The sequence below is a fragment of the Streptococcus parasanguinis CC87K genome (assembly GCF_000507765.1).
Lineage (GTDB): Bacteria > Bacillota > Bacilli > Lactobacillales > Streptococcaceae > Streptococcus > Streptococcus parasanguinis_J.
In genome coordinates, this window is sequence record NZ_KI669401.1 from 1345060 (window position 1) to 1366484 (window position 21425).

16 protein-coding genes are annotated in these 21425 nt (G+C 43.8%); all 16 read right to left on the reverse strand.

Features of this window, described 5'->3' with window-relative positions; translation table 11 throughout:
* Positions 1-73: 73 nt before the first annotated feature.
* Positions 74-1021, reverse strand: coding sequence for an RNA-binding cell elongation regulator Jag/EloR (gene jag / locus HMPREF1195_RS06425; RefSeq protein ID WP_023919242.1), 948 nt, complete (start codon positions 1019-1021; stop codon positions 74-76).
* Between the two features lie 15 nt (positions 1022-1036).
* Entirely contained in the window at positions 1037-1852 is an 816-nt protein-coding gene (locus HMPREF1195_RS06430; RefSeq protein ID WP_037599411.1) for a YidC/Oxa1 family membrane protein insertase, read from the reverse strand.
* 1 nt (position 1853) lies between these two features.
* Entirely contained in the window at positions 1854-2195 is a 342-nt protein-coding gene (gene rnpA, locus HMPREF1195_RS06435; protein ID WP_003002960.1) for a ribonuclease P protein component, read from the reverse strand.
* Positions 2196-2273: 78 nt separating this feature from the next.
* Entirely contained in the window at positions 2274-2951 is a 678-nt protein-coding gene (locus HMPREF1195_RS06440) for a CPBP family intramembrane glutamic endopeptidase (protein WP_023919246.1), read from the reverse strand.
* Between the two features lie 85 nt (positions 2952-3036).
* Positions 3037-3930, reverse strand: a complete 894-nt coding sequence (locus tag HMPREF1195_RS06445) for a TDT family transporter (protein ID WP_023919248.1) — start codon at positions 3928-3930, stop codon at positions 3037-3039.
* A 366-nt stretch (positions 3931-4296) separates the two neighbouring features.
* Positions 4297-4521, reverse strand: coding sequence for an accessory Sec system protein Asp5 (asp5, locus tag HMPREF1195_RS06450; protein WP_003012425.1), 225 nt, complete (start codon positions 4519-4521; stop codon positions 4297-4299).
* Between the two features lies 1 nt (position 4522).
* Positions 4523-4714, reverse strand: a complete 192-nt coding sequence (asp4, locus tag HMPREF1195_RS06455) for an accessory Sec system protein Asp4 (protein ID WP_003003066.1) — start codon at positions 4712-4714, stop codon at positions 4523-4525.
* Positions 4707-6062, reverse strand: coding sequence for an accessory Sec system glycosylation chaperone GtfB (gene gtfB / locus HMPREF1195_RS06460; RefSeq protein WP_023919251.1), 1356 nt, complete (start codon positions 6060-6062; stop codon positions 4707-4709). Before gtfB ends, asp4 begins: the two co-directional genes overlap by 8 nt.
* Positions 6046-7560 (reverse strand): accessory Sec system glycosyltransferase GtfA, encoded by a 1515-nt coding sequence (gene gtfA / locus HMPREF1195_RS06465; RefSeq protein ID WP_023919253.1) that lies wholly within the window; start codon positions 7558-7560, stop codon positions 6046-6048. Before gtfA ends, gtfB begins: the two co-directional genes overlap by 17 nt.
* An 11-nt stretch (positions 7561-7571) precedes the next feature.
* Positions 7572-9956: an accessory Sec system translocase SecA2 gene (gene secA2 / locus HMPREF1195_RS06470; RefSeq protein WP_080674705.1), complete on the reverse strand. Its 2385-nt coding sequence runs from the start codon at positions 9954-9956 to the stop codon at positions 7572-7574.
* 25 nt (positions 9957-9981) lie between these two features.
* Positions 9982-10452 (reverse strand): accessory Sec system protein Asp3, encoded by a 471-nt coding sequence (asp3, locus tag HMPREF1195_RS06475; RefSeq protein ID WP_023919257.1) that lies wholly within the window; start codon positions 10450-10452, stop codon positions 9982-9984.
* On the reverse strand, positions 10449-11993 hold the full coding sequence (gene asp2 / locus HMPREF1195_RS06480; RefSeq protein WP_023919259.1) for an accessory Sec system protein Asp2: 1545 nt from the start codon (positions 11991-11993) through the stop codon (positions 10449-10451). Before asp2 ends, asp3 begins: the two co-directional genes overlap by 4 nt.
* Positions 11986-13575, reverse strand: coding sequence for an accessory Sec system protein Asp1 (gene asp1, locus HMPREF1195_RS06485; protein ID WP_023919260.1), 1590 nt, complete (start codon positions 13573-13575; stop codon positions 11986-11988). Before asp1 ends, asp2 begins: the two co-directional genes overlap by 8 nt.
* Positions 13576-13583: 8 nt before the next feature.
* Positions 13584-14801, reverse strand: a complete 1218-nt coding sequence (secY2, locus tag HMPREF1195_RS06490; RefSeq protein ID WP_023919261.1) for an accessory Sec system protein translocase subunit SecY2 — start codon at positions 14799-14801, stop codon at positions 13584-13586.
* A gap of 223 nt (positions 14802-15024) precedes the next feature.
* A complete protein-coding gene (locus HMPREF1195_RS06495; protein ID WP_023919263.1) occupies positions 15025-16029 on the reverse strand; it encodes a sugar transferase in 1005 nt (334 codons plus the stop codon).
* Between the two features lie 196 nt (positions 16030-16225).
* Positions 16226-21220 (reverse strand): accessory Sec-dependent serine-rich glycoprotein adhesin, encoded by a 4995-nt coding sequence (locus tag HMPREF1195_RS10510; protein WP_023919265.1) that lies wholly within the window; start codon positions 21218-21220, stop codon positions 16226-16228.
* Positions 21221-21425 lie beyond the last annotated feature (205 nt).

The following is a 21425-nucleotide window of genomic DNA, read 5'->3' on the forward strand; positions in this document are numbered from 1 at the left end:
GCTTCCTTTCTAAACCTAAAAAAGGAGAGATCGGCTCAATCCCGTCTCTCCCTTATGGGAAATAATAGCTTGATTATCCTTCGATGTCTACCACTACGTAACGGTTTGGTTCTTCCCCTTCAGAGTAGCTAGTGACTCCTTCCATCTTAGAGACAATACGGTGAATGATTTTGCGTTCACTGTTTGACATCGGATCTGTCTGTTGGGCTTGCCCATCTTCGAGGGCACGCGTTGCCAACTTCTGAGCATAGCTTTGAAGAACTTCCGCCCGGTGTTCTACATAGTCATTAACATTAATGGTAATGTAAAAATTCTTTGAGTAGCGGTTATAGAGGTAATTTTGCGCCAAAAGTTGAAGAGCCTTCAAGACTTTTCCGTGGTATCCAATGACACGTCCCGGTTCATTGGTATCAATTTGCATATTGACCGTACGGCGGTTGTGACTGCTTGAGATGGTCGCATCCACATCCATTTCATCGACCACTGTTTGAACATAGGCTGTCACATCATCTACGACTTCTTCGATGTTGTAGTTTTCCTCTACCTCGATACCAAGGTTTGAGAAATCAGATTCGCTTGATTCTTTTATCGCTGGTTCTTTGACTTTTTCAAGGATATGTTCATGCCCTTTTTCTTCAAGAACGGTATCTGCTTCTTTGTCATGTTTCAGGATTTCTGTCTTGATTTCTTCAGAGACAACTTCTCCTTCTTCTTCGACCTTTTTGATCGCTGCTACGACGCGTCCGAGATCGACCGTTGCTTCGCTCACCGTCTTAACCGGTTCGTTTTGTGCATTGATCTCATCTGGGACACCTTTGACAGCTTTTTGATTGGCTTTCACAACAGTTGTTTCTGCAATGGGTTCAATCTCTACTTGGGCTGGTTTTTTCCCAAACAAGCCAAGAAAACCTTTCTTTTCACGCGCTACAACCGTAATATGTGCCTTCATACGAGGAATATCTAAATCGTTCAGACCTTTTTGAATCGCTTCTTCAACAGTTGCTCCAGTATATAGGACCATATGTCCACCTCTTTCTTATTTTTTCTTTTTCTGTGCTTTGTTTAGGGCACGGCGTTTTTGTTTTTCCATGTCGCGCGAAGCTTGCTCTTTTGCTTCACGCTCTGCAATAATCTTGAAGGGGTTGTTCAAGAGATAGGTTTGCCCGACTTGGTAAGCATTGGAAGTCACCCAGTATAGTGCGACCCCGCTGGCTGAGAACAAGGCAAAGAAGAAGATCATCACAGGCATCACATACATCATGGTTGTCGCACTACCATTGCGCTCTGGCATGGCTTTATTTGTCAACCAACTGCTGAAAAATGTGAAGAGTGCTGCAAGAACCGGCAAGATATAAGTCGGGTCGATCGCACCAAGGTCCAACCAAAGGAAGTGACCGACTTTAAGGAATTCGACACGGCTCAGCGCTTGGAACAAGGCCATCAAGACCGGCATCTGGATCAAGAGAGGAAGGAAGGCTGAAGACGTTTTGACGCCTTTTTCCTTGTAAAGGGCCCGCATCTCTTCAGAAAGCTTAGTCCGGCTATCGAGATCCTTCCCAGGATACTTAGCTTGCAATTCCTTGAGGAGGGGTTGAATTTCCTGCATTTTGCGGGTTGAATTCATTTGATATTGGAAGAGAGGCAAGAGGACCGTCCGAATCACAATGGTAAAGACGATAATCCCTACACCGATACTTCCGCCAAAGGACAAGAAGCGGATGGCTTCTGCAAAGAAGTAGACGAAGCGTTCCCAACCACCTGTCGACTGAGCTGTCACTTGAGAAGTTCCACAAGCTGTCAAGACCAATAAGGCCGCTCCAAATAATCCAGTTAACTTCAGTTTCTTTTTCACATTATTCCCTTTCTTGGTAGACATGCGCTAATTTTAAGACATGTACAAGATTTTTCTCTACTTGATGAAAGTCGAGCTCCTCCACTCCTTTACGAGCAATGACAACAAAATCATCGGTCGTAAGGAAGGCTTGGTGTTTGATCAAAACATGGCGAATCAAACGTTTGATGCGATTTCTGGTCACAGCATTTCCCAGTTTCTTACTAACAGACAGGCCGACTCGAAAATGCGGTTGGTCTTTGCGCAAGCGGTAAACAACGAATTTCCGATTGGCAACATTTTGACCACTTTTAAAAATAGCATTAAAATCTTTGTCACGTTTGACGCGGTAGCTTTTTTTCAAACCTCAACTCCCTCTTTTAAATTTATTCTATTATACCATATTTTCAAAAAAAACCAATCTCACTCAGGAAATCGGTTGCTACTTAAATACAGATAAAAGTAAAGGCAAGGTGTAGTAGAGATTGAGCAAGATATGAGCCAAAATAGGGGCAAGGAGCGTCTTGCTCCGATAATACAGGATCCCAAAAATCACACTCGGCAGGAGATAGATGATAGAAGCTCCCAGCGAAAAGGGATTGTGGAGAAAATGTAAGCCACTGTAGATGAGGGCTGGAAGCCAAATCTCAGCATAGAGTTTCCAGCCTTTGAAGTAGGCATTCACCAAGGCTCCACGAAAGATCAGCTCTTCTGTCACCGGCCGTATGATAACCATTGCGATCACTAGGATAAGCACCCCTGTGGGGCTAATTTCCCGTGGAAAGAGACTCAAAACGGCTGCCCGTCCTTGAACAAAACCACTGATGAAGTAGTCCAACCAGTAGACCAAACAAGCCGCAAAAACGGCTTCTATCAGAGCTTGAAGGGGGTTCTTTCCCAGCTTAAACTGCGCTTTTTTAGAAAAACGGTAGACCAAAAATCCTGTAAAGACTGCATAGAGGCCTTCTAGGCCAAATAAGGTCCAATAATAGCTATTGGCGCTTGCTACACTGTTGGAGACATACTGGGCCAAGGGGCGAAATTGAGACCGAACATAAAAATAAAACAAGAGCAGAAAGAGGGGATACAGCAGTGAGAGCTTTCCTTTGATGAATTTCATAGATACCTTTCCTATAAAGTATGACAAATCGTATAGTGCATCTTACCATAATCGTGACAAGGTTTCAATGAAAAAGGATGCCTTCCTACTCTCTGAGATAGGCCACATAACCACCTAGGACAGCGACTAAAATCAAGAGACAAAGAAGAGTTTCCAGCCATACGAGAGCTGTCAAGAAAGGTAGTTGCAACAAGCCTTGGGCCATTTTCAAAGAGGTCGCTGTGATGACTGTTGGAAAGGTCAGGGCTGAAAAAGCAGGTTGAAAACCTTCTGTGATCATTTTCGGTAGGCGCGTCAAAACAAAGAAATAAAAACCTTGCGAGGCCACCACCATGATCAGTAAGAACCAGGTGGGCAAGCTCGCTCCACCCACACGAACCAGGGCTGCTAAAAGAAGAGAAAAGGGAGCACAATAGATGCCTTCTTGCCCCAACAGATGACTGGGTAAGGGGGACTGCTTCAAATCATGATAGATAAGGGGATAAAGAAGAAAGGTCAAACCAAAACCAATCACTAAAGCGAGATAAGCAATCTCCCTTATTCCCACAACGGGATAGGTCAAAGCTGCTACTGCAATGCCCACATAGAGAACGGTCCAACTGGGAGTGGCATTGGCTCTTGGTCGCGCTAGGACATGGGTCTTGGTAAAATAGAGAATTAAGCCCAGATCCAAGAGAAAGGCAGACCACCAGACCAACTGTGATAGACCCCCAAAGGCGGGAAAGAGGCGCAAAAGATAGGTGGATAAAATCATCCCTGCCATGGGAAAAGTCGCCATCCCAGATAAAAGAGCTGGTTGTTGGAATTCTATCTTGGTTTCTTGCCAGCGAATCGCATGATAAACTACAAAGAAAAACCAGAAGAACAAACCTGTCAGACTAAAGGCGTGAGCAAGGAAGGGTAGCGAGTCTGCAAGAAGGTTTCCAGCGCCAACCAGTCCTAACAGACAGCCTGAAAATACTAAGGGGATCTTTTTCATCGGGAGCTCCAATCATGTTGTCGCTTTCAGTATACCATAAAAGAGAAGGAAGCAGGATAAAAAAAGAGAGTGGGACAGAAATCGGTAATTCGTTAGAATTCGATTTCATCGTCCCACCTCCGCACAGTTGAGTAGGGCTGTAAAAGCTGATGAAATCAGCGTAGTAGAGCCCACTCAACCACTGCGTCTTGTTCGACAATCCAAAAATAATTGAGAGGCTAGGACTTTTGTCCCAGCCTCTTCAAATTGTAGATATCTCTTTAATTTTTTAAGTATCATTTAGGTTGCATTATGTAAGAAACAGATGGATTACATTCTAAAAGAAGTTGGAGAATACCAACTTCTTTTTATCCATTCTATTAAAGACTAGGCCTGTACGACCATCATATAAAGAAATAAAGATAGGAGAAAGACGATACTAACAACAAGAGTCGCTAGCTTGAGTCCACGGTGGGAGCGCCAGTAACTTGGTTTTCCTAGGTTACTGGTCGCATCTGTTGAGAGCGATTGTTGTTGGCGAGGCTGCAGGGTGATCAGAACCACAAGAGCGAGGGATAAGATCGAGATCCCGATTGCAAATACCATTTCCATCTTAGGATCCTCCTAACACTCTGAAGAGGGTAAAAATAACTCCCAGCAGAATCACCAAACCAATGATCACATTAAAAGTGACATTGATCTTTTCAGAACGTGTCGTCTTTTCTTTTTCGGCAGGACGGCGTTTGAGAGACTCCATCCGTCCTTCTACTTCTTTGTAAAATAAATCTTTCTTACGATCACTCACTGTATCCACCTATCCCTTCTTGCAAGCGAGCTTTGAAAACAGCTGGCTCAACGCTACTTGATTGGGCAATTTGTTGCGCGACGGCTTCTCTGTAATTATCCACAGATTGGTAGATTTCCTGGATACGGGCCACCATATCTGCTTCTTTTCCTTGATCAAAGATATTGGCTTGTGCGAGGAAGTGGCGGTCATGCAGGGTATGGCTAAAGGCAAGGATGACTTGCTGGTGTTCGAAGGCCTTGCGAACAATGCCTTGCACCTCTGCATAGTGGTTGATATCCAGATAAATACTAGAGACCTTAAGTAACTCTTTGATCCGCTCTTGACTGATATTTTGGTACAAGACCACATTTGGGTAGCGGACCATAGACAAGAGGCTCGCAGACATCTCCGTCAAAGCTGCTACACGGAAGGTCACATTCGGCAAGTTCTCTACTAGGTAGGTCAAGGCTTCGATCTGATCCGAATTGGTCAAGACAAAGGCGTCTTTACGGATATCGTCTTTCACCTTGAAATCATACAGGTAGCCAAGAGGACCAAAATAACTATGCTGGTCTTGCGAGGTCAACTGCAAAGCACGATGATAGGTCGCGTTTTGCGGAATCAAGATCTTCTTGGTCCGGATTTCTGGGTTCTGTAGAATCAACTGCATATTCCCAGGAAGGCTGTCGTGAAGAGGCTCTTGCCACACCAAGACGTCGCGCCCTTTGATGCCTTTATTGCCTAGCTGGAGACTAATGCTAAAGGAGGTAGCCAGCGTATTGTAGACCAAACCATCTAGATCAAAACCACGATACTCTAGATAAAAGACAAAGTAATCTAAGCGATTCTTGAAAATCCGCATGGGTTGATGGTCCAAGGTCAAGATCAAATCCCCTGTTTGGTGATTCTCTGTCAAGCGCTCGATATCCCCTTCAAAATAAGTGGTCACCAAATACTGTCCCTGATCGCCACAAGTCGTTACAGCAATCTTACGACCGTATTGGTCATAGTGCTCAACCATGACCACTTGCCCTTTGCCATCTAACCACTCTAAGCGCTCGACGATGCGTTTATAAGAAGCAGCATGGTAAACAATCCGAGCCTTTTCTTGACCATAGTAGGTCACTTTCCCCGAACTGTTGTCCCCAGAAACTTCCCAGAAATCAGGCACTGGAACTTCATTAAAGTAGCGTCCCCGCTTCTCCCCTTTTGCTTGTCCTAAGAAATAGATAAAGGGAGACTCGACACCGTCTGGTAAGAAACCATTTGGCTCCAAAATAACGGTCGGATGGTCAAAACCAGACTCTTTCATGGAGTGGAGCAGGTCTTGGCTTTCACGAGAATAACTATCAAATACGTTCAGCATGTGTCACCTCTTCTATCAATTGTGCCCAAGCTTCTTCTACTCGGCTGGTCAAAAAGTCTTCTGCACGCGCATAAGATGCTTGACGCATGCTGGCTAGATCATCTTTTTTGTATAGCTGGATCATTTTTTCCGCAAAGGCAGAAGCAATCTGGTCGACCACTTGATCTGCTGAAGGCGGAATGAGATAGCCATTTTTACCTTCTGTAACAAAGGTCTGGTTGCCATAAGGAACGTCAAAACCGATTATCGGAAGACCAGAACCAATCGCCTCCATCAAGGTCAACCCAAAGCCTTCACTGGTCGACGCTGACAGGTAAACCTCATAGTTCTTATAAATTTCCTCTAAATTGGCATGCCCTTTGAGGTGGATATAATCTGCTGCCCCCAATTCATCAATTAGAGAACGCAACTTGCCTTCTTCTCCACCTTTTCCATAGATGTCAAAAGACAGTTCTGGCAATTCTTTTTTGGCGCGAACCACTGCTCGCACCAACCAGTCAATATGCTTTTCTGTCGCCAAACGAGAGGCAGTAATCATAGAAAATGGGGTGCGATTTTCGTTTTGTGGCAAGCTTGCAAGACTCCCAACTGGAATGGTATAGATAGCTGGCTGATGGTTGGTGTATTTGGCAAACTGCTCGGCCAAGATTTCTTTTTGGCGGTCAGTCGCGACAATAAAGAAGTCCACCTTGTCTGCATTGGTAAATTGGTACTCGTAGTAGTTGTTCCACAGGATATACTGATCATCAACATTATTGGCACTGAAGTGCTCGGCGTGAACGACCACACCCAGACGGGCTTTTTGCGCTTCTTCAAAGATAGGCTGACCGATATTAGTTTCCCGATCCAAAATTACCAGATCTTGTTTGGTCAATTGAAGAGTTTGCATGAAGTAGCGGATCAATTCTTGGCGACCAACTAGGTAGCGATCTGGAAAACGATAAATTTCGCGGCCATCTGCCATCTGCATGCTGTAGGCAACCGTCCCGTCTTCATTGTAAAAACGGCGCTCAATCAAGTTGGCTTGATTGTTTTTGGGAATGAAGTACTCAGTACAATAGCGGGTATAGGAGAAATAATCCTTTCTCACCAAAATTCCTCTAGACACGTACTCGCAACGTTCAACATAGGGACTGTTTTCTGCGCACAGGTAGCAGGTCAAAAAGTTGTCCTGGTCCTCATAAAAGAAACGCTTGATCTTACCATCGACTTCTTCACGAGTCGGTTTCCCGGCAAAACCTGCTAAGACCTGATCAATGGTATAGGTCGTTGGCGCAATTTTTATATCTGTAAAATGGCTATAGAGCCAGATGATTTCATCATTTTTAAAACCGATATTTTCTGTTAAATGTTGGATATTATCGGCTAGAATCATATCCATAAAGACAAACTTGGCTGGTTGATGGATATTGCGTAACAACTGGGCACGGTAGGCCTGGGCATACTCAACACCACTGCTGGCCCAACCGATTCCAAGGTTGATATTGTATACTGTCATAATGTCCTCTTTTATGGGAAATGCAAGACAATTTCCCCTTTTTTATTGATTTCTACTCGACTCAGTAAGAGATTGCGGACCATTTGTTCTTTGGCCGCCTCTTTCATTCGTTCAAAGGATTGGTAGGCTTCTTGGAAAAATTCTACCAAAGGGTTTTTCTGACTGGTGTACTGACCAGAGAGCGCCATGCGCAATTGTTGCAGATAGTCTACCTGCTCTACCCAGTTTTCATCGATAGCTTTTAGGATCGCCATGCGCTGGAATTGGGCGATCACCTCATCGGTGCCTAAGATCTCATACTTAGCTTCCAACTCGCTTTTAGCAATCTCCCATAAGAAATTCTCTTTGGTTTTCTTGCTACGGAAGGTTTGGTGGGCCTTTTCCGGATCTACTTGGTAGCTCACATTGTCTAACATATAGCGATAAAAAGCTACCGGTTCCTTGTATTCTTTTTTATGGGCTACACTTGAAAAGACGGAACGAAGCACTTTTTCAACGATATCATCCAAGCGTCCTTCTTGTTTAATCAAGCGGTCGCGCTCTTCGTAGACGATGGCACGCTGAATATTCATGCTTTCCGCAAATTCTAGTGTCATCCGACGACTGGCCTGACCAGAACTTTCACTAGCATTTTGAGCTCGCTCCACCAAGTTTCTATACTTGCGCTTGGTCAGAGCTTTGGCTGAACCAATTCGCTCATCCACATCATAGTCTTGATAGGTATCCTGGATCCAGTCTGGCCCCCAGTTTTTCATCAAATCGTCTTCCAAAGAGACGAAGAACTTGGTCAAACCGGGATCTCCTTGGCGACCTGAACGTCCCCGAATTTGAAGGTCAATCCGCTGGTTCATCATCCGCTCAGTCCCAACAACCACCAAGCCACCTAACTCAGCGACTCCTGGTCCCAACTTGATATCGGTTCCCCGACCGGCCATTGAGGTCGCAACCGTCACAGCTCCTTTTCGACCTGATTCCTTAATGATCTGGGCCTCTCGAGGAGCATTGTTGGCATTAAGAAGATTGTGTGGAATCCCTTCCCGCAAAAGAAGATTCGAGTAAAGAATCGACATCTCAACGGATCCGGCAAAGACCAGAATCGGATTGCCCTTTTCGTGGATCTTCTTCACATAATCCAAGGAAGCCACGATTTTCTCTGGCAAGGTCTGATAGATTTCATCTGGCAAATCCTTGCGGATCTTCTTGCGATTGGTTGGGATCTTGATCACTGACATGGCATAGGTATCAAGAAACTCTGCCTCAGCGACCTTCCCAGTCCCAGTCATGCCACCCAACTTCCGAAACATCTTAAAGAGGTTTTGGTAAGTAATAGAAGCCATGGCCCGTGTTTCTTGGGTGAGCTTGAGACCCTCTTTGGCTTCAATCGCCTGGTGGAGTCCTCCTTGCAAACGGGTCATTTCCATCAAGCGCCCCGTCGCCTGGTCTAGTAAGACAATCTCCGGTTGCCCTTCGACATTGGGATGGATGACATAATCCTTATCCTTAATAAAGTTTTTATTGGCCTGCAGGGCTAAGCTGATATGGCGGACCAAGTCACGGTATTGGGGATCATAGAGGTTGGGAATGGCTAGAAAGGCTTCTGCTGCATGAGCTCCTTTTCGAGTCAACCAAACTCGTTTCTTTTCTTCATCAAACTTGAAGTCTTCCCCTTCTTTGAAGGTTTGGATCAGGGTATCAATAATCCCATAAAGGTTGGACTGAACCCGAGGAGAACCAGAAATAATCAAGGGAGTCTGAGCACTATCAAGGAGCACCGAATCAATCTCATCAACAATGGCGTAATTGAAGTCTGCCAAAAATTGGCCATCTGCAGAAGCCGTCAAGTTCTCTGTTAAATAGTCAAAGCCCAAACTGGTATTGGTCGTATAAATGACATCTGACCGGTAAATCTCCCGTTTGACTTCTGGATCTAATTCTTCGTCTTCTGATTGTTTCAAGGGAACTCCAACAGTCAAGCCCAAAAAGCGGTAGACCTGTCCCATCTCTTCTGCATCCCGAGTTGCCAGATAGGTATTGGTCGTAATAACCATGACCCCTTTGCCCTCTAAGGCATTGAGATAAACCGGCATAGTTGCCGTCAAGGTCTTTCCTTCACCGGTATTCATTTCAGCGACATTGCCTTGGTGGAGGACAATCCCTCCCATGACTTGCACGTCATAAGGAAACATGCCCAAGACCCGTTTATCAGCTTCCCGCGCAACTGCAAATGCTTCCGGTAAGAGATCATCCAAGGTCTCACCCTCTGCTAGACGTTCCCGAAATTCCACAGTCTTCTCCTGTAGTTGTTGATCCGTCAAGCGGGCCATGTCATCCTTCCAGCTATTGACTTCTTTTAAGATTTTTTTGATGTTTCTTAATTTAACGTAATCCAATGTAATCCTCTTTTTTTGCAGTGATGTTCGTCTATTCGAGAACTTCTGCTCCCTCAGACGATATTGGTTGAATCGTGAAATAGTGGAAGGTAAACTCTTGCAAACCTGCACTGAGCAAGCGTACTTCATAGGCGTATGCTTGATCTGGATAGGTAAACGGCAAGCGACCTTCTGCGGTTACTCGACGGCCAACGACCTCTCCAAAGCGATCTTTGAAGACGATTTCTACCATAACGGTATGAGCCGGAGTCGCTTCCATCGTGATAACCAGTTCATAATCTTGCTCTCTTTTGAGCAGAGGCAGACTAGGAATTTGACGAGTTGCGCCAAAATTTGTCTGCGAATGCCAAGTTTTCAGCACTTGACCAGATGGCATGAGGGGGTTCTGAAACTGAACGCTTCCTTGGGCAGTCGCCTGAATGGTCGACCCCCAAAGATAATCTGCTAGAACAGTATCGCCCCAGTAGATTCGTCTGCTTTCATTTTCTTTTATTTTTATCATTGGTTTCTTCCAAAGTCTCTTTCCATGATTTCTTTGTACTGGGTCACAAACCACTCAATGATCGGACCACTCGCATCATTGTGTCGACCGGCGCGGCTAGTACTGATAATACGAACCGGCAATTCATACAAGGCCTCTAAAATATCTGGATAAGCTTGCTGGTCGTAGTCATCATCCCTCATATAGGCAAGGGCTAAAATCGTATCCTTGAAATCTGCCTGGTCAAACCGGTCCCAGAAACGTTGATTGAGCTGACCGATCCCTTCTTGCGACACTTGACCAATGATCAACTGCATCATGTCTAGGGATGTTCCAAACTCATCTGGGCGTTTAAATTTCAGGTTGGCAGCGACATCCCCCAGGTTGACAATGGGTTTTCCGACCAAGATCGCATGAGGAGAATAAAGAGCACCATAGTAAAGGGCACCAAAGGTCCCCATGGACAAACCAGAGAAATTCATATCTTTTGGCTCAAAGCCGAGCAAGTCCAAGTGCTGGTCAATAAAGGCAGTGATTTGATTTTCCAACTCTTCTGAGCCCATATAGAAGGATCCACCTTCTAACCTAGGGTCCGAAAAGAGAATAAAGGGACTACCCATAGCACGCATCATCCCAAAACCTTCAAATCCTTCGGCCGGACGATACCCAGAAAAGTAAATGTTTAAAGGCGGCTTCATATCGCCAGGATGGAAATAAGCAAAAATTTCTTGGCGTTTGTGGTCCCGTAGCGTCTTAGCTCCTACGGTCATCTCTCCTAAAGGACCATGTGACAAGCGCTTATGCAAGGCTCCGATCGTAAGCGTCCCTTCTCCTTTTGCTTCCAGCGAAAAGGCTAGGTAATAAGCTTCTGCTCCATCCAATTCTAGTGGTTGCTCCATCTCTTTTTCTGAAAAGACTGCATCTTTGACCCACTCTCCCAGTGCACCAAAGCGGTAAAATTGAATCCGCAATTGTAGCTGACAGCTTGGATCTTTTTCATATTCCAACCAAAAATTGATGGGACGACTAGCATCATACACGTAGTTGTAGACCCACTGAGCAATCGGTGTAAACTCTTCACCGTATGGGCCATCCAGCTTCAGAAAATGTTGCCCCAGCACCGTTTGCTGGCCAGCAAAATCCGGTCTCACCCGCAGGTCACGAACTGTAAAGGCATCTCCATATTGATTGTCGTATAAAAAGCGGTCTAAGACATAGAGAAATTGATGCTTGTTTGAGAAATCCCAGGGTCTTGCTTGCTTGAGCCTTAAGAGGTGAGCCAATTCTTCAGAAGGCACCTCTAGTTCATGGCTTTGATCATAAAAAACGGTATACGGCTGGAAATAAGCCAGGTCTTCTCCTAAAGCTAATAAATCTTCTGGCTTTTCCAGAATCAAGGCTTTGAATTTGGAGATTTCCTCTTCTTCCATATATTCTTTGAGCGATGGAAGAGCGGTAGCTTGAAAAAAGTGCCAGCCTAGTCCAGCAGGAAGCTCCACCTGATCCTGCCAACTACTTGAGCCGATTTGGAGAATATGGGGTATTTGTAGTTTTTTATCCATGACGTTCTTTCATCCATCCTTCCCATTTCTCGATCAAGCGTTGACCGGTGTATTCTTGAATTTTTTCGATCGAGTAGACCAAGGCTTCGTTCCAAGGCTTCAATTCCAATAAGAAGTGCGTGATTGCCTTCTCTAATTCCTTATCTCCCTTTGATAAGACATAGCCATTTTTCAAATGATCGACATATTCTGTCTGGACGCGGTTGACCTGTGGAATTCCAGCAGAGATCCCTGCAATCTGCGTATAGAGGTTGGGTTCCTCGCTTAAATCTACGATCAAGCGTGTTTTTTCCAATTCTTGAATAATGTCATTTTCATTTGAAAAATTCTTAACTACAAAACGGTAGTCCGGTGCGTCTTGTACGGACTCTTCATCGATGATCTGGTTTTCCCCAAGTCCTTCCATTTGGGCTGGTGATTGAACCAGATGAAAGTCCTGCTCGCTAGCGATCAATTCCTCGAGTTGCCCTTCTAATTCCTTCACCCGCTCCGGTGATCCATTGTAAAATGCAAAAACAACTTCAAATAAGGGATGTTGCGCTAAAATTTCCAGAACCTTCTTGAGCTGGCTCTTACTTGGAAGCTCGGCTTCGTTGACATAAAAGTAAATCTTCGATTCCTTGCGCTCCTGACTAGAGCCTAAACGAAGACGGGAGTCAAAAGAGGTAATCCGGTGTGTCTTTTGAGCCAGGCTAGGGGAAAAGCCTCCAATCGCTTTTTTGGTTTTTTCACTATCTGTAATCAAGAGCTGGGCATCAATCATATCAAAATAGAGGGTAAAGTTTTCAGCAGATAAGGGCTGACGATCTCCATAGAAGGACAAGACTTTCTTGACACTACTTGCTGTATCCTGTAAAAAAGCCAAATTTGCTGGATGAGCTGCCAGTACCAACTGATCTCGTCCTGGTACCAAGGCTGCCAACTGTTCCTTCATCTTTTCAGCGACAACTTCTCCCATATCGGAATAGCTTTCTTTTTTGAAGGCAGGAAAGAAAGCTTCATTGACCATAACAGAGTGGTTCTCTTCGATCAACATTTCTCTCAAAACCCATTGTCCATCAAAACTCAAGTACTCTTGAAAATAAGGTTTCCTCTCATTGTAGTAAATCCTACTAGAGATAAAGCCGCGATCATCTAAGTACTCGATGTAGCTGATCTCATCATTCTTATAACGAGTCAAAGAGAGAATGTTTCCATCTACTCCCATATCAATTTTTGCTATGAGGTGACCCTTTCGAAATGCCATTACCAAAAAGGGAGTGTAGGAAAAAGTGGTCTCACTCGGCCATTCGATGTCCCGAAGCTGAACTGGGTGCATCGCCAAACTAGACGGAACCTTTTGGATACGATCAAAAATTGAGAGCACATCTGTCTCTAACAAATCTTGGCGGTGTAAAAAATAGCGCAGTTGCGGACTATATTGAGGCAACAATAAGATCCGATCCATTTCTGCTTCTTGAAAAATACGAACTTGATTAATGGTATCATCAAATTCAATGGATTCTCGCATCCAGTACCAAGGGGTAGCTGTTTGCTGCCAGATGCGGTCCGTTCCATACCAGGCTGGTACAAAATAATACATGGTTACTCCTAGAATATTCTTGTATAACGTTGATTGACACGAAGAGCACGAATTTCTTCTCGGATATTGTAAATCATCCCGACAAACATGAGGAAGGTTCCTGGAATCATGGTCAAGCGCAAAAGATCTTTATCCCATAACAAGAGGGAAAAAGGAAGCGCCGTAAAGAGGATCAGATACAAGGTCCCAAAAACCGTTAAGCGTAGCACAATTTTATTGATATAGCGACGTGTATCTGCTCCAGGATAGACATGATCGATATACTCGGACGCCTTCATCATCTTATCTGCAATTTCTTCTCCATTCACATTGACAAAGGCAAAAGCAAAAGAGAGAAGGGCGATCATGAGAATGTAAAGAAGAATCCAAATCGGATCTCCCATCACCAAGTGTTTGGCTAAATGAGCGGCCCACTTGGCATTGGAATCCATAGACAAGATCAACAGCATCGCGTACTGAGGAATGGACACCAAGGTCATGGCATACATGAAGGGCATCCCTCCTGCTGGGTTGAGCTTGATATCCAAAAAAGTATAACTTTTCAAATTGTTGTGGATTCCTAATTTATTGACAGGAATCTGGTACTTGGAATATTCCACCAAGACTGCCACATAGACAAAAATCAAGATAAAAATCACGCCCAGAACATAAGCGATCTCTGGTATATTATTGACACTTGAAAGAGTCTGCATCACGTCTTCTGGAAGATACATAACCATCCCAGCCATCATGATCACCACAGAACTTCCAAGCCCCAAGGCAGCATTTAGATCTGAGAGCCAAACTAGAAAGAAGGCTCCAGCTACCATAATCATGGTATTGACTGCAATGACAAGGCCTGAATTCAGTCCTGTTTTCAATGGCAAATACATAGCCACTGCCAAGGACTGGACGATGGCGAGCACCAAGGTCACGTACATCTTTCGCCGCTCCACAATCTCCGAACTGGTTTTTTCGAGGTTAAAGCGTTTTGAAACGGTAAACATCCTCCACAAAATCATGGAAGACATCCATGGGGATAGACCGATCGAAAAGATCGACATCCCACGGAGATTCCCCCCCATCACAGCACTTGAGAGCTGTAAACCGGTTGTCGTTCCCTCATTGAGTCTCAAGGCCTTTGATAAGTCAACAAAAGGCAAGGAAATTTTACTTCCCAAAACATAAATAAAGACGAAAAATATCGTCCAACAAAATCTCTTTCCTACTTCAGATCGTTTTAACATTTCTTTTAAACTTTCTCTTACTCATTTTGGCTGGTTCACTTGAGAAATAGCCTTTAAAGATGTGTGTCTATAGTACATTATCTCAACTTATTTTACCATAATTTGCTTATTTTCTAAACATATTTGTCACTAATCCTTAATATTGTAAAAAAATATGAATTTGATACCGTATTCAATAAAAAATTCTTCAGATTTATGTCTGAAGAATTCTTTTTTATCCTATTTATTTCTCTAAAGCCATAATACTATCAATAAATAATTTCTTTGTAAAATAGCCATTGCGGATCAAATAAGAAGTATATTGAGCCTTTTGGACCATTTGGGCATACTCTTCTTCTGTGCAGTCTTGAACCAGACGATTAGCTTCTTCAAGACTAGATGCTACAAAGCCAAGCCCTTTTTCTCGAATATAGTCTGCATTTGACAAATAGTCTGGCACTACTACCGGAAGACCTGCAGACAGATAAGTCGATAATTTGTAGGAAATATTTTCTTTGTAGTAATCCCGCTCATCCTCAGGATTCTCTGAATTTCCCCAGACAAGTCCAAAACCACCCTTAGAAAGCTCCAAAAGCAACTCTTGCTTGGTCCGCCAGCCTTCAATATGGACCTTAGAATAATCAACTCCTTCAACTGGTTCGGTATAGACATGAAGGGGAGTATCATATTTCCAGTCGATGATATGAGGGAAACGCGAAGGATTTCCTGAGAAGATCAACTTTTTCTCAAATTGCGGAGTGTAGAGTTCCAAACTGTGGGTCAAATCCCACAACTTTTGGACCACATATTTTTTAACTGTAAGCCCTTCTGATACTAGACGATGGTACATCTGTTCTGATGGGACAACAACAAGGTCGCTCTTATTATACATCTCAATATAAGCAGGCATGAGATAATAATTACTTTCAAACATGAGAGGTGGGACATCATGGATGAACATGACTAGTTTCGTCTGAAGAAGTTTTAACTTATCCACCAAACGATTATCCCACTCAATTCCGTTCCAAGAAGGTGATTGAACGAAGACGATATCTCCAAAAGCTACACCTGCTAAAATACCATCCATCCGTGAATTCAACTCACCAGCCGGTTCATTCGTTTGATCATAAAAATAGATTCCAAGTTCATTGACCCCAAGTTCACGAACCACATTCATAATATCATTTTGCGCCATCAGAGCAACACTTTGCGAAGATTGCCCGAATAAATTTGTAAAATGGATTTTCATTTCTTCCCTCTAACTCTTCTTTTTGATCTATATTCGTAATTCCATATAGCAGGGATAAACTTTCGCAAATACCCTTCCCTATATCGTTTTACCGAAAACTTCCTTGACCATTATAACATATTTTACAACTTCTTTAACCTTTTTAATCAATAAAAGACCGGTGGTATCCCGATCTTTTATCATTACATTTAATACCTTATTTGCTATCTTTTTTCCGGAAGCCAAATAGAGCAAAGCCTGAGAGGAGAAGTGAAACTATCCTAGCAAGGATACTAGATGAAGAAACTGTTCCTGTCTTTGGCAAAGCAGATTCTGAAGTATGTAACGAACTTGGCGATCCATCCTCTGAAAGGAATGTCGTATGAGGTGTATTCTTTACAATTTCCGAATGGCTTGTCACAGGAGAGAAGCTAGACGCATAAGATACGTGGACCCATTCAGAAGTTTCATGCAACAGGGATTGACTCTCCAACGCCAATGTGCTTATAGATTCTGAAGAGCTGGTCAAAGGTAATTCAGATGTTGACACTAAAGATTCTGAATGAGATGTCCATTGTGAAGTAGATAGGCTCTCAAAAATAGATTGAGAGCGAGAGTTCGATCTGGACTCTTGGAACTGCGATTTTAATTGACTAGCTGAAATCGATGCTTGAACCTGAGATTCTGATTGACTTGCTGAAACGGATTTCTGAACCAAGGAGTCTGATTGACTGGCGGAAACGGACGCTTGAATCAACGAGTCAGACTCACTTGCAGAAACTGAGGCTTGAACCTGAGAGTCTGATTGGCTCGCTGAAACGGATGCTTGAACCAGCGACTCTGATTGGCTAGCCGATACAGATGCCTGAACCAAGGAGTCAGACTGACTGGCTGACACGGATTTCTGAACCAAGGATTCGGATTGACTGGCGGAAACAGAGGCTTGTACCAACGAATCTGACTGACTGGCCGAAACGGAGGCTTGAACCTGAGATTCTGATTGACTTGCAGAAACTGAGGCTTGAATCAATGAGTCTGATTGACTGGCTGACACGGATTTCTGAACCAAGGAGTCTGATTGACTGGCGGAAACGGATTTCTGAACCAAGGATTCTGATTGACTGGCGGAAACGGACACTTGAATCAACGAGTCTGACTCACTTGCAGAAACAGATGCTTGAATCAATGAGTCTGATTGACTGGCTAAAACGGATTCTTGTACCAACGAGTCTGACTGACTTGCAGAAACCGACTCTTGAACCAACGAGTCTGACTGACTTGCGGATACTGAGGCTTGAACCAGCGACTCTGATTGGCTAGACGATACAGATGCCTGAACCAAGGAGTCTGATCGACTGGCCGAAACTGATTCTTGGACTAACGACTCTGATTGACTCACTGAAACTGAGGCTTGAACCAAGGAGTCTGATTGACTTGCTGAAATTGAAGCTTGGACTTGCGATTCGGACTGACTGGCGGAAATTGATTCTTTAACCAGCGATTCAGATTGACTCGTAGATGTTGAAGCTTGAACTAACGATTCGGATTGACTTGCAGATACAGATGCCTGAACCAAGGAATCAGACTGACTTGCAGAAACTGATTCTTGTACCAATGACTCAGACTGACTTGCAGATACAGATTCCTGAACCTGCGAGTCTGACTGACTTGTGGAAATCGAAGCTTGAACCAACGACTCAGATTGGCTTTCGGAAATCGAAGCTTGAACCAACGACTCAGATTGGCTTGCTGAGATTGAAGCTTGGACCAACGACTCGGACTGACTTGCTGAAATCGATGCTCGTACTTGTGAGTCTGATTGACTCGTGGAAATTGATTCTTTAACCAGTGATTCTGATTGGCTCGCAGAAACTGATTCTTGTACCAACAATTCAGACTGGCTTGCAGAAACTGATTCTCGAACCTGTGATTCTGATTGGCTTGCTGAAATCGATGCTCGTACTTGCGACTCTAACTGACTCGTGGAAATTGATTCTTGAACCAGCGATTCAGATTGACTCGCAGATGTTGAATCTTGAACCTGTGACTCAGATTGACTTGCTGAAACTGATGCTTGAACCAACGATTCTGATCGGCTTGCTGAAATCGATTCTCGGACTTGCGATTCGGACTGACTCGCGGAAATTGATTCTTTAACCAACGATTCTGATCCGCTTGCTGAAACGGACTCTTGTACCAAGGACTCAGATTGGCTAGCGGAAACCGAGGCTTGGACCATCGAGTCTGACTGGCTCGCAGAAACTGACGCTTGAATCAAGGAGTCTGATTGACTCGCGGAAACGGACTCTTGTACCAAGGACTCAGACTGGCTTGCTGAAGTCGAGGCTTGGACTTGTGATTCAGATTGGCTTGCTGAAGTCGAGGCTTGAACCTGTGACTCAGACTGACTTGCTGAAATCGAAGCTTGAACCAAGGATTCTGACTGACTCGCAGAAAGTGATTCTTGAGCTTGTGATTCTGACTGATTCACTGAAAGCGATTCTTGAACCTGCAACTCTGACTGGCTCACTGAAAGCGATTCTTGAACCAAGGATTCAGATTGACTCGCCGATTCTGAGGATTTAACCAAGGATGTTGATTGGCTCGTAGAAAGCAATTCTTGAGCCAACGATTCCGATTGACTAAGGAAAATTGATGTTTGAACTAAGAAATCAGACTGGCTCGCGGAAAGTGATTCTTGAGCCAAGGACTTCGATTGACTCGCAGAAAACATAGCTTGAATTAAAGAATCAGACTGGCTCGCAAAAACCGAGGCTTGAACCAAGGATTCTGACTGACTCGCAGATAGCGATGCTGGGTCCAAGGATTCTGACTGAGATCTTGAAATAGACTCAAAGGTTGGTGACTCACTCTCAGAGATGGAAGATGAAGTTGAAAAACTTTGTGACTGTGAGGCAGACTCAGATGCCGTCATCTTCCGATAATAGTAGTTCACACTCGTCATTGGATTAGCATAATAGTTATCCTTAATCGTATGCTTGAAACGAGAGAAGCCATCGGCTCCTTGAGGAGTCGCATCTTCTCCTACAACCATCGTTGTATTTTTTGAAAGGGAAGGTGATTTTGGAACAGCTGTGAATGGTTTTGGAACCGTGTACGCTATTCCCGTCTTTTCATCAGTATAGGTCACTGTTTCATTGGCGGAAAACCAACCTGTTACGTCCAGTTCAAAGTTATGTGCATCCACACGTCTTGGAGTAACGTTTAGGAAATAATCCTTATTTTTACTTTCAATTTTACGCGTTCCACCTAAGTCAGACAATTGGCCTGGAACGTCGTGTTTAAAAGTTTTTTCATAAACAAGAGTATACTTATCAAATACTGGTTCATTTCCTGTATCCCGAGAGGTCAATGAATATATTTTAGAAGGATCCAAGACGTAATAGCGAAGAATGTAGTCCCCATTTTGATTCGTTGGGACAACTTCACTTCTTATAAAATGCTCACGCGCATTTCCATACAATTCTACACGTCGATCTCCAACTGTACTATTATCAAAAGTTCCTGTTGTTACATTTTGAGAAGTACTTACTACTGGTACCTGTACGTAACCTGCAATATCACGCGCATTTGAAGCCGTATACTGTTGTCCCTCAATCCCAGATTGCCTGTATTCAGCAAGGATCTCTTCCTCACCAGTTGGTTTATACAGTCCATTTTGCCATTTACCCTTTGGATCCACCAAACGATACAAGGTAGACTGTTGAGACCACATGGTTGGTACTTTAACCTGGAAGAACTCATTTAATATTTGACCTTGACGTGAAGGTTCCATGACATCATAGACATCTCGGAGCATAACACTTCTGGCTGGAACCATAATACTAGGAAAAGATTGTAGGGTCACATAAGGAGGTTTACTTGCGTCTCCGAAAGAATAGATAAAGTTGTTGCCTGCTGGAGAATCGGCAATCAAGACTTCTTTAGGAAGTCGTATAGGGCTATTCAATCTCTCATTGGGGTGGAATGTTTGAGAAAAGACTTCTGATCCATCTGATTCCTTCACAATTCGGAAATAAACATTCTTCGGATCACGAATATCTGGATTCGTTTCGCTACGATCAACAGATAGTGTCGCATAGTAGCCCAAGGATTCCTCATTTCGGTCAACAAATTCCCAAATTGCAAAAGTATAACGATTCAAATCGTGATCTTTTGAATACTTTGCAAGCTCTTCTGGAGTTAACAAAGCATTTTTATCTAGGTTCGGGTCTTTGGCAACATTCGAGGTTGGTAGTGGCGCATCTACCACATTGGCGCCATGGCGATCATCCATCTCGGGTGAGATGGATAGATCTTCATCACTACTTCTAGCCTCTTCACTAATTGGAGCCAATTGAGCTGAGATAGCTGGTTTCCCATTTATATTGGAATTTCCCACAAAGCCTGCAGCCGTTAAGGTGGTCATCATCTCATCAACTGCTTTGCCCAAGCGATCGCGTTGCTCGGCATAAGCTTGCGCACCAGCATTTGTATGGATCAAGTTATTGCTTGCAATCACTTCAGCCTGCACTTTGTTAATGACCGCTTCGACCACTGCTTGACGATCAGTGTCCGTCATTGTAGATGCGTAGTCCCCTGCAATTTTTTGGAGCAATTCAGCTTCAGAGGTATTTTGTTCTAAAACAGTGGCTTCTTCTAAACTAGTCGGCTCTTCAATACCTGCTTCTGACTCTAGATCTTGAGAAGACTCGCTAAGTGCAGTTGACAGTGCAGTTGATCCAACTTTGCTCAAGGACAAAGAAGCAGATTCACTTATTGAAGTCGACGCACTCTCAGATGTAGAAAGGCTAGTGGATTCTGAAACCGAGATAGATTCTGAAGGCTGGCTTGAAGTTTTCGCTAAGACCACACTGTCCACTTCTGCCAAGGTTTCCTCTTTTGTCTCAGAAACCGTTGGTGCAAGTGATGTTGCATCCTCCGCCTTAGCAGTCGTAGCAAGTACAGCACCTCCAAAAACAGTTCCTACCGCAATCAAACCTTTTAAGAAGGCTTGGCTATTCTTTTGACTTTCTATTTGATCTTGCTGCACGTTAGCAATGATGGCCTCCTCCACTTGCCCACGTACCACACGAAAGAGACCTAGAGCTGCTGTTGATGCTCGAAGCCAATTTTTTCCTGATTTAATTAATTTGAAGCGTACGACACGATCTGTTTCACGAAAGTTTCCTTTTGAACGCTTAAATTGCATGATATTCCCCTTACATTGTAGTCATTATTCATTATACAGGAATACTACGTAGATTCAAGTAATTTGCTATGAAAAACTTATTTATTGTTGTTTTTGTTTTCGAATTTTTTGCAAGAAATTAAAAACACTTCATTCTACTAGTAAAAAAGAGAGTGGGACAGAAATCGGTAATTCGTTAGAATTCGATTTCGTCGTCCCACCTCCG